General features: G+C 33.9%; 13 protein-coding genes. 7 read left to right on the plus strand and 6 right to left on the minus strand.

What is annotated here, in order from left to right; all coding sequences use genetic code 11:
- Positions 1-72: 72 nt before the first annotated feature.
- Positions 73-1,149 carry a peptide chain release factor 1 gene (gene prfA, locus PK35_RS02165; RefSeq protein WP_044624993.1) on the minus strand — a complete coding sequence of 359 codons (1,077 nt, stop codon included), beginning with the start codon at positions 1,147-1,149 and terminating at the stop codon, positions 73-75.
- Positions 1,150-1,242: 93 nt separating this feature from the next.
- Between prfA and PK35_RS02170 the strand changes: the two genes are divergently transcribed.
- The gene (locus tag PK35_RS02170) at positions 1,243-1,533 is read left to right on the plus strand and encodes a hypothetical protein (RefSeq protein WP_044624994.1); all 291 of its coding nucleotides are present in this window, start codon (positions 1,243-1,245) and stop codon (positions 1,531-1,533) included.
- A gap of 27 nt (positions 1,534-1,560) precedes the next feature.
- Here PK35_RS02170 and PK35_RS02175 read toward each other — a convergent pair whose 3' ends face one another.
- The 3 genes from PK35_RS02175 to PK35_RS02185 all read right to left on the minus strand — a co-directional run bounded on the left by PK35_RS02175 (position 1,561) and on the right by PK35_RS02185 (position 6,041).
- The gene (locus PK35_RS02175) at positions 1,561-2,529 is read right to left on the minus strand and encodes a DUF3078 domain-containing protein (RefSeq protein WP_044624995.1); all 969 of its coding nucleotides are present in this window, start codon (positions 2,527-2,529) and stop codon (positions 1,561-1,563) included.
- Positions 2,530-2,604: 75 nt separating this feature from the next.
- Complete coding sequence (locus PK35_RS02180) at positions 2,605-3,783, minus strand: AIR synthase related protein (protein WP_044625222.1); 1,179 nt, start codon at positions 3,781-3,783, stop codon at positions 2,605-2,607.
- A 71-nt stretch (positions 3,784-3,854) separates the two neighbouring features.
- Positions 3,855-6,041 (minus strand): glutamine synthetase III family protein, encoded by a 2,187-nt coding sequence (locus PK35_RS02185; protein WP_044624996.1) that lies wholly within the window; start codon positions 6,039-6,041, stop codon positions 3,855-3,857.
- A 253-nt stretch (positions 6,042-6,294) separates the two neighbouring features.
- Here PK35_RS02185 and PK35_RS02190 point away from each other — a divergent pair, with 253 nt between their 5' ends.
- Positions 6,295-7,317 (plus strand): glutamine synthetase beta-grasp domain-containing protein, encoded by a 1,023-nt coding sequence (locus tag PK35_RS02190; RefSeq protein WP_044624997.1) that lies wholly within the window; start codon positions 6,295-6,297, stop codon positions 7,315-7,317.
- 110 nt (positions 7,318-7,427) lie between these two features.
- Here the strand turns inward: PK35_RS02190 and PK35_RS02195 are convergent, their stop codons facing one another.
- Together PK35_RS02195 and PK35_RS02200 are read right to left on the minus strand one after the other, a co-directional pair.
- Complete coding sequence (locus PK35_RS02195) at positions 7,428-7,853, minus strand: META domain-containing protein (RefSeq protein ID WP_044624998.1); 426 nt, start codon at positions 7,851-7,853, stop codon at positions 7,428-7,430.
- 98 nt (positions 7,854-7,951) lie between these two features.
- Positions 7,952-8,902 (minus strand): calcium/sodium antiporter, encoded by a 951-nt coding sequence (locus PK35_RS02200; protein WP_044624999.1) that lies wholly within the window; start codon positions 8,900-8,902, stop codon positions 7,952-7,954.
- 221 nt (positions 8,903-9,123) lie between these two features.
- On the opposite strand from PK35_RS02200, the gene PK35_RS02205 reads away from it, so the two are divergent.
- The 5 genes from PK35_RS02205 (at position 9,124) to PK35_RS02225 (ending at position 14,498) form a co-directional block, all read left to right on the plus strand.
- On the plus strand, positions 9,124-9,483 hold the full coding sequence (locus tag PK35_RS02205) for a BlaI/MecI/CopY family transcriptional regulator (RefSeq protein WP_044625000.1): 360 nt from the start codon (positions 9,124-9,126) through the stop codon (positions 9,481-9,483).
- Position 9,484: 1 nt separating this feature from the next.
- On the plus strand, positions 9,485-11,092 hold the full coding sequence (locus tag PK35_RS02210; protein ID WP_044625001.1) for a M56 family metallopeptidase: 1,608 nt from the start codon (positions 9,485-9,487) through the stop codon (positions 11,090-11,092).
- Between the two features lie 202 nt (positions 11,093-11,294).
- Positions 11,295-11,924, plus strand: a complete 630-nt coding sequence (locus PK35_RS02215; protein ID WP_044625002.1) for a Crp/Fnr family transcriptional regulator — start codon at positions 11,295-11,297, stop codon at positions 11,922-11,924.
- Positions 11,925-12,200: 276 nt separating this feature from the next.
- Positions 12,201-13,010: a sulfite exporter TauE/SafE family protein gene (locus PK35_RS02220; protein ID WP_044625003.1), complete on the plus strand. Its 810-nt coding sequence runs from the start codon at positions 12,201-12,203 to the stop codon at positions 13,008-13,010.
- Between the two features lie 78 nt (positions 13,011-13,088).
- Positions 13,089-14,498, plus strand: coding sequence for an MBL fold metallo-hydrolase (locus tag PK35_RS02225; RefSeq protein WP_044625004.1), 1,410 nt, complete (start codon positions 13,089-13,091; stop codon positions 14,496-14,498).
- The last annotated feature ends 3 nt before the right edge of the window (positions 14,499-14,501 follow it).

Here is a 14,501-nt window from a genome sequence, read left to right on the forward strand (position 1 = left end):
TCAAAACACATTAGAATCTGAAATAAGTCCAGATTGACAAAAATGTGACTTTTTAGAGAGCCTCTATTAAATTTATATTGTTTCGTCGCTAGCTTTTAACTTTTCGGTGTTTTCGGCAAGCATTAATTCGTCAATTATTTTTTGAACATCACCATTTACAATATTTTGCAAATCGTACAGCGTTAAACCTATTCTATGATCGGTTACACGCCCTTGTGGGTAATTATACGTTCTAATTTTTGCACTTCTATCACCCGAGGTTACCATGCTGCCACGTTTAGCCGCATCTTCTTCCATTTTTTTAGCCAATTCTAAATCGTAAAGTCTAGAACGTAATACCTTAAAGGCTTTTTCTTTGTTTTTATGCTGCGATTTTTGGTCTTGACATTGTGCTACTAAACCTGTTGGTATATGCGTAAGTCGTACAGCAGAATAAGTTGTGTTTACCGATTGCCCACCAGGACCAGACGAACAGAAATAATCAATTCTCACATCTTTTGGGTCAATTTCTACATCAAATTCTTCTGCTTCTGGAAATACCATACAAGTTGCTGCACTGGTGTGAACACGACCTTGAGTTTCGGTTTGTGGCACACGCTGTACACGATGTACACCAGCTTCAAACTTTAAAGTACCGTAAACATCTTCGCCAGAAACTTCAAATTGAATTTCTTTAAATCCGCCGTTAGTACCTTCACTAAAATCTACCACATCAACGCGCCAGCCTTTGCTTTCGCAATACTTACTGTACATTCTATATAAATCCCCTGCAAAAATACTGGCTTCATCACCTCCTGTACCAGCACGTAATTCTACCACTGCATTTTTAGCATCTTCAGGATCTTTCGGTATTAAAAGTACGCGAATTTCTTCTTCTAATTTTGGAATACCTTCTTTGGCTTCATCATATTGCATTTTAGCCATTTCAACCATTTCGGCATCACTACCATCTGCAATAATTTCTTCAGCTTCGGCTAAATTATTGGTTAACTCAATATATTGCTCGCGCTTGTCCATAAGTACGCGCAAATCTTTATATTCTCGGTTTAACTCAACATATCTTTTTTGGTCGGAAATAATATCGGGTTGAATAATTAAATCGCTAACCTCATCAAATCGTTGTTTTACTATCTGTAACTTCTCTAACATCTCTCTTCAAAAAATTGGAAACCAAAAGTACAACTTTTTACGGATTTATTAAGAATGCAAAATAATTTTAATAGCGTAAACGTTAAATGAAGTATGTTAAAACAAATAACCTCCATACTTAACTATTACAAACCATTAGCATTATGGTCGTTTTTAATAACCATTGTTATTACCATTATTAACCCTATGGTAATATTAGCCTTATGTACTAAGTTATTTTTAACACTTTTACTTTGGATTATGCTAAGTGATAGAAACTTAAGAAAGCGTTTAAATTTTTATAAAATAAGTGGTATTTCGAATTTTAAATTCTTCTCCTTTATATTTTTAATTGATAGCTTTATTACTTGCGCTTTTATAGCCTTAATAAAAGGATTTATTTAGATTTTTTTTAAAAAGAAGAGGTTATCATTAAAAGTCTACAGCTACACCAATTCCTAAAAATTGTTTCCACTGTACTTTAGCGCCAGCTTCATCGAATTCGCCTTCTACTTCGGTTGATGGCACTTTGGTTTTAACATCATCGTCGTATCGAATATGAGATCCTAAAGTCGCTTTAATATAATTATTTACTTTAAAATCGAAGTCAACACTCCAATCAATATCAACATTTCCAAAATTATTTACATAATCGGAATATAAACTCACCTGATTTTTTAAATTAATATTTGTAACCACCTCGGTTTCATAAGTATTAGTAACCAAAACACCCAATTCTTTTCTTACACGCTCTCCTGGTGTTAACAAATTACCGCTATCGTCGTAAACCGCAGGTTCTACGCCAAACGCTCCCGAATTCGATAAATCTTCATCTAAAACAAAGGTTGCCTTTAATGTTAACGGAGAAAAGTAAAACGATAATTTATCAATATGTTTACCGTATTCCATTCCACCACCAAAAAACAAATAACCTGGGGCTAATAAACGCGAAATAGGCTCATCGGTATTTGGATACTTATAACCATTAAACATCTGGCTCTTAAAATTCATTCGAGCCGAATAAAACCAGTTTGAAGTTACATCGGGCTGATACCCTAAATTTGAGTTTATCTCAACTAAATCGTCTGATTTTTGTAAGTCTTTAGACTGTTGCTTGTTGATACCCAATCGCACTAAAGCGTTATTGTTCCAACTAAAGTATTTATCGCTATAATTGGCTTTTGTTTCGAAAGCAAACAACCCAGAAATAGAATTAGTACCACCAGCATTCCAGTTTACAAAAGAAACTTGACTTAAATAAACCGATGCTTTATTAGTTTGATCCCATTGCGGTCCTGCATATTTTTCTTCTTTATCCTTATCTTTTTTAAATAAAAAACTAGGTTGCGCATACGATACACTTGCAATGAAAAAAGCTGGTACAAAAATTAAATATTTCATCTGGTTGTATTTAGTTAATGTTTAAGTTACAAAACTTATCAACAATCGTTCCAAAAAATTAGGATTGAATAAACTTTAGTAGTTAAACTCCCCAAACTCACTTTTTATTGTAAGCTTTTTTTCTTTTGAAGCTTCTACGCGTCCAATAATTTGAGCGTTAACATTAAAAGATTTAGAAATTGAAATAATATCTTCAGCCACTTCTGGAGAAACATAAAGTTCCATACGGTGACCGCAATTAAAAACTTGATACATTTCTTTCCAATTGGTTTTACTTTGTTCTTGTATTAATTTGAATAACGGCGGAATTGGAAACAAGTTATCCTTAATCACATGATTTTCTTCAATAAAATGAAGAACCTTAGTTTGCGCACCACCTGAACAATGTACCATACCGTGAATAGTTTCGCTGTTATATTTGGCTAAAATGGCTTTTATAATTGGCGCATACGTTCGAGTTGGCGAAAGCACTAATTTACCAGCATCAATTGGTGAATTTTCAACAGCATCGGTTAATTTTACATTACCAGAATACACTAAATCTTCTGGCACCGAAGCATCAAAACTTTCTGGATATTTTTCAGCTAAATACTTATTAAATACATCGTGTCGCGCCGAAGTTAATCCGTTACTACCCATTCCGCCATTATACTCGGTTTCGTAAGTGGCTTGCCCGAAGCTTTCTAAACCAACAATTACATCACCTGGTGTAATGTTTGCATTATCAACAACTTCGCTACGTTTCATACGTGCTGTAACTGTAGAATCTACAATAATAGTGCGCACCAAATCGCCAACATCGGCTGTTTCACCTCCTGTTGAGTGAATGGTGACACCAAATTTTTTCAATTCATCAATCAATTCTTCTGTACCATTAATAATGGCCGAAATAACTTCTCCTGGAATTAAATTTTTATTTCTACCAATGGTTGAAGACAACATAATATTATCGGTAGCACCAACACATAATAAATCGTCAATATTCATAATTAACGCATCTTGCGCAATACCTTTCCAAACCGATACATCGCCTGTTTCTTTCCAATACATATAAGCTAAAGAGGATTTTGTACCTGCGCCATCGGCATGCATGATTAAGCAATAATCGCTATCGTTTGTTAAATAATCTGGAACTATTTTACAAAATGCTTTAGGAAACAAACCTTTATCGATGTTTTTTATAGCATTGTGAACATCTTCTTTTGATGCTGAAACGCCTCGCTGTGCGTATCGTTTAGAAACTTCTTGACTCATAATGTTGTATTGTGCTGCAAATTTACTTTTTTGCATTAAAAAATCCCGCTTTTTATTACGGGATTTAATTTTTATCGTGTAAATAATAATTCGCTGTATTTCGCTAATGGCCAAATTTCGTTATCAACCAAGAGTTCTAAACTATCGCAATGCGAACGAATTTTATCGAAAAACGGTTTAACCTCAAAGCAGTATACCAAGGCCTTTTGTTGAGCTAGCTGATTGGTATTAGCCTTTTCTCTTGCCTTTATCATTTTAGTTACGTTGTTATTAATACCTTCTATATGTTTCGATATTTCTTCTATTAACTTAATTTGTTCTTTTGCTAATTTATCGAAATCTTTTTCAAAAATAGATTTTAAACCTTGCACATTTTCAATTAATGTATTTTGATATTTTACCGCAGTAGGTACAATTTGATTTCTAGCCATATCGCCCAAAACAATACTTTCTATTTGAATATGGGTTACGTAAGCTTCCATTTCTATTTCGTAACGTGCTTCGGTTTCCACCTTACTCATTACGCCCATTTCTTCAAAAAGTGCAATATTTTTATCTGTAATTTTAGCTTTTAAAGCTTCTGGTGTGGTACGATTATTACTTAATCCTCTTTTCTCTGCTTCGTCTTCCCATGCTTTACCGTAACCATTTCCTTCAAATAAAACGCCTTTAGTTTCTTTTATGTATTCGCGAAGCACATTAAAAATAGCTTCGTCCTTTTTTAAATCTTTTTTATCAATTAACTTATCGACTTCAACTTTAAAATCTTTTAATTGCTTTGCAACAATAGTGTTTAAAACCGTCATGGGGTTTCCACAATTGGCCAGCGAACCTACCGCTCTAAACTCAAATTTATTTCCTGTAAATGCGAATGGTGAGGTTCGGTTTCTATCGGTATTATCTAATAAAACATCAGGTATTTTACCAACAACATTTAGTTTTAATTCGGTTTTTTCTTCAGGTGATAATTTACCTTTTGTAACCCCTTCTAATTCAGCTAAAACTTTCGACAATTGTTCGCCTATAAACACCGACATAATTGCTGGTGGTGCCTCGTTAGCTCCCAAACGATGATCGTTACTAGCCGATGCTATTGATGCTCTTAATAAGGCCTCATAATCTTTAACAGCCTTTATTGTATTTATAAAAAAGGTTAAAAATTGTAGGTTACTCATTGGTGTTTTTCCAGGAGACAATAAATTAATTCCAGTATCTGTCGATAACGACCAGTTGTTATGTTTCCCCGAACCGTTTATACCTGCAAATGGCTTTTCGTGCAATAACACTTTAAAGTTATGGCGTTTAGCCACACGCCCCATAATGTCCATAACCAGTGCATTATGATCGACGGCTAAATTGGCTTCTTCAAAAATGGGAGCCAGTTCAAATTGATTTGGCGCCACTTCATTATGCCTTGTTTTCACAGGAATACCTAACAATATACATTCGTGCTCAAGATCTTTCATAAAATTAAAAGCACGTGTTGGTATGGCTCCAAAATAATGATCGTCCAACTGCTGCCCTTTTGCCGAAGAATGCCCAAGCAAGGTACGCCCCGTTAAAAGAATATCTGGTCTACTTGCAATTAGCTCTTTATCTACTAAAAAATATTCTTGCTCCCAACCTAATGACGAAGTTACCTTTTTAACATTCTTATCGAAATATTTACAAACATCGGTCGCAGCTTCATCAACAGCATGTAGTGCTTTTAACAGCGGCGTTTTATAGTCGAGCGCTTCACCTGTGTAAGCCACAAAAATAGTAGGTATACAAAGCGTTGTACCATAAATAAATGCAGGAGAAGTAGGATCCCAAGCGGTATAACCACGGGCTTCAAACGTATTACGAATACCGCCACTAGGGAAACTTGACGCATCAGGTTCTTGTTGTACTAATGAACTTCCATCAAACTTTTCAATACCCAAACCATTTTCGGTTAATTCAAAAAAAGCATCGTGTTTTTCGGCCGTACTTCCTGTTAAAGGTTGAAACCAATGCGAATAATGTGTAACACCTTTTGATAAAGCCCAATCGCGCATTGAAGCTGCTACTTGGTCGGCTACACCGCGTTCTATTTTTTTACCACGCTTAATAGCATTTAATACACCTTGAAGCGCATCTTGAGTGAGATACTTTTGCATAGTATTTTCGTTAAATACGTTTTTTGCAAACAGTTCGGAGCGTGGCGAGTTATCTTCAAACAAAACGGGTTTGTTTGCTAAAGTCTTTTTTAAAGCATGAAAACGAAGTGTAGACATTGTATGATATTTTTTGGCAAAAATACATACGAAAAACTAAAGTTGATTTAAAAAACAAAAAATTATTATTATCACTTTTTCAGTTTTCATAAAAATAAATTGAATTATTTCAATATATCCCTCAAAAAAATAGGGTTTAAATAAAAATATATTACTACCTCGTTAAAACACCCCTATTAAACATAGAGTAAGCACATAAAAAATTATATTTGTTGAGATATAACTAACTTGATTTAATAATTAAACATACATTATGGCAAAAATTAAATTGGAATACCTTTGGTTAGATGGGTATTTCCCAACTCAAAACTTGAGAAGTAAGACAAAAGTAGAAGAACATGAGGATTTTAAAGGTACTTTAGAAGAATTAGGAAATTGGTCTTTTGATGGATCTTCAACAAGACAAGCTGAAGGTGGTTCGTCTGACTGTTTATTAGTTCCTGTTGCTATTTACCCAGATCCAGACAGAAAAGATGGGTATTTAGTAATGACTGAAGTTATGAATGCTGACGGTACACCACACGTTTCTAACGGTAGAGCTACTATTGATGATGAAGATGATGATTTCTGGTTTGGTTTCGAGCAAGAATACTTTATTATGGATACTGAAACTCAATTACCATTAGGTTTCCCTGTTGGTGGTTATCCTGCGCCTCAAGGTATGTATTACTGTTCTGTTGGTGGAAAAAACACTCACGGAAGACACTTAGTTGAGGAGCATGCGGACCAATGTATTGCTGCTGGATTAAACTTTGAAGGTATTAACCAAGAGGTTGCTTGTGGACAGTGGGAATTCCAATTATTCGCAAAAGGCGCTAAAAAAGCTGGTGACGAAATATGGGTTTCTAGATACTTATTACAACGTTTAACTGAAAAATACGGTTACTACATTGAGTATCACCCAAAACCACTAGGTAAAGATATGGACTGGAATGGTTCTGGTATGCACGCAAACTTCTCTAACACAACTTTAAGAACTTGTGGTTCTAAAGAAACTTACGAGAAAATTTGTGAAGCATTTAGACCTGTTGTTGACGAGCATATTGCTGTTTACGGTGAATTTAACGACCAACGTTTAACTGGTGATCATGAAACTGCGGCTATTACCGATTTCTCTTATGGCGTGTCTGATAGAGGTGCATCGATTCGTATTCCTTTAATCACTGTTGAAAAAGGATACAAAGGGTGGTTAGAAGATAGACGTCCTGCATCAAACGGTGATCCGTACAAAATCGCAGCTAGAATTATTAAAACTGTAAAGTCTGCTGACGTTTAAGATTTAAAAATCTGTTTTATTCATAAAAAAAAAGCACTTATCTATTTTTACGATAAGTGCTTTTTTATTTTTATTGACCGCTCCGTTTTTATAATAAAACAAAAGAACTTTTAGTTTTCTACTTTTTTAAATCGCATCATGGCAACATCGTCTAACAAAAGGTTTAGCTTTCCGTTATCGTTAAAACTAAATGTATTTATCTGTTTTATAATTTTTAAAAATTGCTGTTCGCCACTTCCGCAAAACATCATAGTCGTTGGTCCAGGTGCGCCAAATGAAATATTATTGTTCTCCAGGGTATAATCTGCAGAATATCCGTTACAACTATTATTTCCAGTTACTTTTCCTGTAGTTTTATCGAACTTAATTTTTGGCTTTTTGTCTGGATAAAGTCCGTTGAATGCAATACGGGAGCCAGAAATATATTCTAATTCCCAAGTTGTATTATAGAGTTTTTCACTATCTGTATGCTTATTAGAGCCGCAAGACACTAATGTAATTGCAATAATTAGTAAGTATAAATGTAATAATTTCATAGCTTTAGAAAATTTTTATTTTAACTGTTTTCTTCTAAAGATATAAAAAACGGTAAGCTAACTTATTTTATCCCTTATTTTTAATAATTGTTTAACTCTTAAAACTTTCCTTTGGTAAATACCAAAAACATAAAAATACCATAGGCTAAAACTAGCAAAAAACCCTTTATACGACTTATTTGAAGTCTTTTAGGAATAAACACTAAAGGAATTAAAATTGCAGCAAACCCGAGCATCCAGAAAAAATCACTGCTTAAAATTTGTGGTTCGGTAACAGGAATTGGTTTTACAATAGCTGTTAACCCTAATACCGAAGCAATATTAAAAATATTAGAGCCTATTAAATTACCTAACGAAATGGCCTTTTCTTGTTTTGCCGCAGCAATTACCGATGCCGCCAATTCTGGCACACTGGTGCCAATGGCAATTAAACTAACACCAATAACGGCTTCGCTAACACCAATAGAACGTGCTATGGTTTTAGAGCCATTAACCAACCATTCACTTCCAAAATAAAGTGCTGCAGCACCAATTAATAACCAAATAACTATTTTAAAGTTTGATGTATTTGCAAGTTTATCGTCTACTTCTTCTGGTATGCCATCTTGTTTCGCATTTCTTATTAAAATGAATAAAAATACTATTAAACCTAAAAACAGTATCGCACCTTCTGTGGCTGATAACGAATTATCATTCTTCAAAAAATAATACAAAGCAATTGAAAACACCATCATTGCTGGCCAATTAAGTTTGTAAAACGAAGCATCGACAGCAATAGCTCCAACCATGGCGGTAACACCTAATACCAAACCAATATTAGCTATATTGGATCCCACTACATTATTTATGGCAATGGCCGGAGAACCAGAAAGTGCTGCTTGCAAACTAACCAATAATTCGGGTGCGGAGGTTGCAAAACTAACCACCGTCATACCTATTACCATTTTAGAAATATTGAATTTAAATGATAATGCCACCGACGATCGTACCAAAAACTCACCTCCTATTACCAAAAGCATAAAGCCTAATATTACCCAAAGTAAACTCATAAAAACCTTAATTTTTTGCGAAGATAAATCAAAGTGAAAACTGTGTTGTAAAAAGGAACAAGTTTTTTTGAAAACTTAATTTTTAGTTAAATAACTATAAAAACAGTTTTAAAACTATAAAAATAGTTATATATTTGAATGCGTTAGGGATTGAAGTATTGTTGGAGCTCCTCGCAGAGAGCGACTACTGAAAGCCGCCCGAACGCCCAAAAAGTATAAACATGGAAAAACTTACAAATAAAGAAGAGGAAATAATGCAGATTTTATGGAAGCTTGAAAAAGCTTTTGTTAAAGATGTTATGGCCGAAATAACCCAAGACAAACCGCATTACAACACCTTATCGACTATTATAAGAAAATTAGAAGATAAAGGTTTTGTGGCCTACAACGCCTACGGAAAAACGCACCAATATTACCCAATTGTATCCAAGGAAGCGTATCGTAAAAAGTTTATGAACACTGCGATAAACAATTATTTTAACAACTCGTACAAGAATGTGGTTTCGTTTTTTGCTAAAGAAGAAAAGATTAGTGTAGATGAGCTTAAAGAAATTATTGCCTTAATAGAAAAACAGGATTAATATGGAATATTTAGTAAAAGTGAGTGCTGTTATTGCTATTTTTTATCTGTGTTATTTACTGTTTTTACAACGGGATACCTTTTTTAAACAAAACCGATGGTATTTACTTTTGGGTTTAATGGCGTCGTTTTTAGTGCCTATGTACGTTGTAAAAGATTATGTAACAGTTACCGCCTTACAAATTACAGGTTTTAAATCTTCCCAAACTGTTAATGAGACGATGCAAAATGGTTTAGACACTACCAACCTTATATTTTACTTATACCTTATAGGTGTCGTGTTTTTTTTGGTTAGATTTATTTTTCAAATTTCTACATTATTTAAACTTATTTTCCAAAGTAAAAGGCAAAAATTGGCCAAATATACGTTTGTAGAAACTAACAGCCACATCGCACCTTTCTCCTTTTTTAATTGGATTGTTTACAACCCAAAACAATTTAATGATGCCGAGTTAAAACAAATTATTAACCACGAAAAAATTCATGCGAAGCAATACCATAGTATTGATGTACTTTTAACTCAAATAGCATGTATAGTGCTTTGGTTTAACCCAGTTATATGGCTATACAACAAACAATTGAAGCAAAATTTAGAGTTTTTAGCAGATTACAATGCAATTAAAGCATCGCACTGCAAAAAACATTACCAATACACATTACTTAAAACAAGTTTGCCAAATCATCAATTGGCTTTAAGTAATGCATTTTATAATTCATTAATCAAAAAACGAATCGTTATGTTACACAAATCAAAATCAAAAAACATCAATTTAATTAAGTTTACTTTTGTACTGCCTTTATTGGCTCTATTTTTAATGAGCTTTAATACCGAAACTGTTTACATTGAACAAGACAACTTAAATTTAGCTGAAATTAACGTAAAGAATACAATTACGGTAATTATCTCGAAATCGAACACAGAAGCAGAATTACAAAATATTAAAAGCAAACTCCAAAATATGGGGCTTAACTTAAAGTTTAAAACTATTAAACGAAATAGCTCTGGTGATATTACTACCATAAAAATTGAAGCTAATTCTAAAAACTCTAAGGCCAATTACAATATAAAAAAAGATACCGGCATAACCCCAATACAAATTACCTTTAATAAAGATGAAGATACCATAAACATTGGTGCTGCAACAGCTCAAGAAAAGGTTGTTAAAATAGTATATAACACTCCAGATTCTACATCTACTAAAAAAATTAGCACATATAGTTATACCGTTTCAGATAAAGACAAAGACAACGAATTAATTATAAATAATAACAATCAGGAAATTAGAGTAGTACAAATTGGAAATGGTGAGGTAGTTAAAGTAACTCCTGAATCTAAAATAATTACCTCTGACGAAATTAAGATAATAAACAAAGATGAAATTAAGATAATTAACACCGATGATCCTCAAAAAAAAGAAATGCTTTTTATTAACACTAACAACGAAAACCCTATTTACGTGGTAGACGGAGAAATAATTAGTAAAACGGATATGTCTCAGTTATTACCAGAAAACATACAAGAAATTAAAGTGTTAAAAGGAGATAAAGCCATCGAGACCTATGGCGCTAAGGGTAAAAATGGTGTTATTATTATAGAAACCAAAAAGTAAAAGAATAACGCTTTACATAGAGGCTGTCTAAAAAGTCATATTTTTTGTCAATCTGAACTTGTTTCAGATTCTGAAATGAATTCAGAACGACAGATTTTACACTTTTTTAAACGGCCTCTTCTGTTTAAACTAAAAATTATGTAACCCTTGTTACACTTGTTAATTATTTAAAGTCTTAATTTTATAGTCACAATTAAGCGTTATGATTCAAGAATTAAAAAATAATTACGGCCATTTATTTGAAAACGATTTACTAACCGAAATAAACCAAGTAGGCACCTTTAAAGAAGTGCCAGAAGGTTTTAAAATGATAAACATTGGTGAATATGTAAAATCTATGCCGCTTTTAATTTCAGGCGCCATTAAAATTTTACGTGAAGACAATGATGGCGACGAACTCCTACTCTATTTTCTTGAAAAAGGCGACACTTGTGCCATGACGCTTACCTGCTGCTTAGGGCAAACCAAAAGTGAAATAAAAGCTATAGTAGAAACCGATGCTAAACTCATAATGATTCCTATTCAGAAAATGGAAGAATGGTCGGCGAAATATAAAAGCTGGCGTAATTTTGTTTTTGAAAGCTACCATAACCGACTTAATGAAATGCTCGATACTATTGATAGTATTGCCTTTTTAAAAATGGACGAACGTTTGCTTAAATATTTAAATGAAAAAGCGCGAGTTTCAGAAGATGGTATCATAAAAAATACTCACCAAGAAATAGCCTACGAATTACATACCTCTCGCGTAGTGATTTCCCGACTTTTAAAAAAGCTTGAAAACTTAGGAGAAATTAAATTGCATCGAAATTATATCACGCTGGTAAAATAAAACGGCATCGCGAAGCACGAAGCGATCTGTTTATTACCAATCTTGCGCTCGCTAAGGCACAAAGACACAAAGGCAATTTCTTGGAAGTGAAAGTTATTTAGTTCCGTCATCGCGAGATACGAAGCAATCTTTATTAATAAAAAAATAATTATAATTCTCCCGACTCCGCACTTCAATTTTCCAACTCTCAACAAAAAATTAAAAACTTCCATTGCTATGTAACCAATGTTACTGCACAGGTATAAAACCACGTATACTTTTGCTAAAAAGATAAACATGGATGTTTTAAATATATTTGGCTACGTTGGTGCTTTTATAATAGGTATTTCCCTTGGATTAATTGGTGGTGGCGGTTCTATTTTAGCCGTACCGGTATTAGCTTACCTGTTCGCAATAAACGAAAAAGTTGCCACGGCATATTCGCTTTTTATTGTTGGTGCAAGCGCTTTAATTGGTGGCATAAAACAACATTTTAAAGGTTATGTCGACTGGCGAACGGCTTTAGTCTTCGGGCTACCAGCTATTGTTGGCGTAACCATTGTTAGACATTATGTGGTTCCTGCTTTACCCGATGTAATTTTTAGTATTGGTAATTTTAATTTTACACGCCGTATGGCTATGTTCGGGCTTTTTGCAGCATTAATGATTCCGGCAGCGTTTTCAATGCTAAAAAATAAAGAAACCATAGTTGTTACTGGGCAAGTAACTTACAATTATCCCTTAATTTTATTAGAAGGCCTAATTGTTGGTAGTATTACAGGACTCATTGGTGCTGGCGGCGGTTTTTTAATAATTCCTGCATTGGTTATTTTAGCTAACGTAGAAATGAAAGTTGCCGTAGCAACCTCTTTAATTATCATCGCTTTTAAATCGCTCATGGGATTCTTTTTAGGAGACGCTTTAACCATGGCTATTAATTGGAACTTTTTAATGCTTTTTACCTTACTGTCGTTTATTGGTATCTTTTTTGGAAGCTTTTTAAGCAATTTTATAGATGGTAATAAACTAAAAAAAGGCTTCGGCTATTTTATTTTTGTAATGGCATTCTTTATTTTTTACATGGAGTTTTTTACGCCAAAAATTTAAAACCCCAATAAGTAACCTTTGTTACCATAAAAACAAAACACTATTAGTAATTTTACACCCTATTAAAAAATTAATACTATGAAAATAGAACAAATATACACCGGATGTTTAGCTCAAGGCGCTTATTATATTGAAAGTAATGGCGAAGTTGCTATAATAGACCCATTACGCGAGGTACAACCGTATATTGAGAAAGCAAAGAAAAACAATGCCACCATTAAGTATATTTTTGAAACGCATTTTCATGCTGATTTTGTTAGCGGCCACGTTACCTTATCAAAAGAAACTGGTGCACCAATCATTTATGGGCCTTTAGCTACTCCAAGTTTTGAAGCAATTATAGCCAAAGACAACGAAGAATTTAGATTAGGAAACATTACTATAAAAGTATTACACACACCAGGACACACTATGGAAAGTTCCGTGTTTCTTCTTAAAGATGAAAACGGAAAAGATCATGCTATTTTTAGCGGTGACACCCTATTTTTAGGCGATGTTGGTCGACCCGATTTAGCCCAAAAAGCAGGCGAAATTACCGAAGAAGATTTGGCAGGTTATTTATTTGATAGCTTACGAAATAAAATTATGCCTTTGGCAGATGATGTTATTGTTTATCCCGCTCATGGTGCTGGTTCGGCATGTGGTAAAAATTTAAGTAAAGACACAGTTGATACATTAGGCAATCAGAAAAAAACAAATTACGCTTTACGCGAAGATATGCTGAAAGCTGAATTTATTAAGGAAGTAACTCATGGTTTATTGCCTCCACCGCAATATTTTCCTTTAAACGTAAAAATGAACAAGGAAGGATACGATGATTTTAACGAAGTGTTAAAACGTAGTGCACAGGCCTTATCTCCTAATGCTTTTGAAGCTGCTGCTAACGATACGGATGCGGTTATTTTAGATGTTCGACATCAAAATGACTTTGCTCAAGGCCATATACCACGCTCAATTTTTATTGGATTAGATGGCGGATTTGCACCATGGGTTGGCGCCTTAATTGCCGATGTAAAACAACCTATTTTATTGGTAACTCCCGATGGACGAGAAGAAGAAACCATTACCCGCTTATCGCGTGTTGGGTTCGATCAAGTTATTGGATTTTTAGATGGTGGTTTCGAAAATTGGAAAAATGCTTCAAAAGAATATGATACTGTAAGTTCGGTAGAAGCTTCAGTTTTTAAAAATGCTTTAAATGATGGTGAAGTGCCTGTTTTTGATGTTAGAAAAGATGGCGAGTACAAATCTGAACATGTTTTAGATGCCAACCATACACCTCTCGATTATTTAAACGAACATCTCTCAGAATTTCCAGATAAAGACACTTTTTATGTACACTGCGCAGGCGGATATCGTAGTATGATTGCTGCTTCTATTTTAAAAAGCAGAGGTATTCATAACTTAATTGATGTAAAAGGCGGATTTAAAGCCATAAAAGAAGCTGGTGTAGACGTTACAGATTATGTTTGTCCGTCAACTTTATAATTA

The organism is Neotamlana nanhaiensis (genome assembly GCF_000943555.1).
In the GTDB taxonomy this organism is placed as follows: Bacteria; Bacteroidota; Bacteroidia; order Flavobacteriales; family Flavobacteriaceae; genus Neotamlana; species Neotamlana nanhaiensis.

Coding starts and splice junctions, on each gene's coding strand:
- prfA (WP_044624993.1), bottom strand. CDS start 1,149: ATGTTAGAGAAGTTACAGATAGTAAAACAACGATTTGATGAGGTTAGC.
- PK35_RS02170 (WP_044624994.1), top strand. CDS start 1,243: ATGTTAAAACAAATAACCTCCATACTTAACTATTACAAACCATTAGCA.
- PK35_RS02175 (WP_044624995.1), bottom strand. CDS start 2,529: ATGAAATATTTAATTTTTGTACCAGCTTTTTTCATTGCAAGTGTATCG.
- PK35_RS02180 (WP_044625222.1), bottom strand. CDS start 3,783: ATGAGTCAAGAAGTTTCTAAACGATACGCACAGCGAGGCGTTTCAGCA.
- PK35_RS02185 (WP_044624996.1), bottom strand. CDS start 6,041: ATGTCTACACTTCGTTTTCATGCTTTAAAAAAGACTTTAGCAAACAAA.
- PK35_RS02190 (WP_044624997.1), top strand. CDS start 6,295: ATGGCAAAAATTAAATTGGAATACCTTTGGTTAGATGGGTATTTCCCA.
- PK35_RS02195 (WP_044624998.1), bottom strand. CDS start 7,853: ATGAAATTATTACATTTATACTTACTAATTATTGCAATTACATTAGTG.
- PK35_RS02200 (WP_044624999.1), bottom strand. CDS start 8,902: ATGAGTTTACTTTGGGTAATATTAGGCTTTATGCTTTTGGTAATAGGA.
- PK35_RS02205 (WP_044625000.1), top strand. CDS start 9,124: ATGGAAAAACTTACAAATAAAGAAGAGGAAATAATGCAGATTTTATGG.
- PK35_RS02210 (WP_044625001.1), top strand. CDS start 9,485: ATGGAATATTTAGTAAAAGTGAGTGCTGTTATTGCTATTTTTTATCTG.
- PK35_RS02215 (WP_044625002.1), top strand. CDS start 11,295: ATGATTCAAGAATTAAAAAATAATTACGGCCATTTATTTGAAAACGAT.
- PK35_RS02220 (WP_044625003.1), top strand. CDS start 12,201: ATGGATGTTTTAAATATATTTGGCTACGTTGGTGCTTTTATAATAGGT.
- PK35_RS02225 (WP_044625004.1), top strand. CDS start 13,089: ATGAAAATAGAACAAATATACACCGGATGTTTAGCTCAAGGCGCTTAT.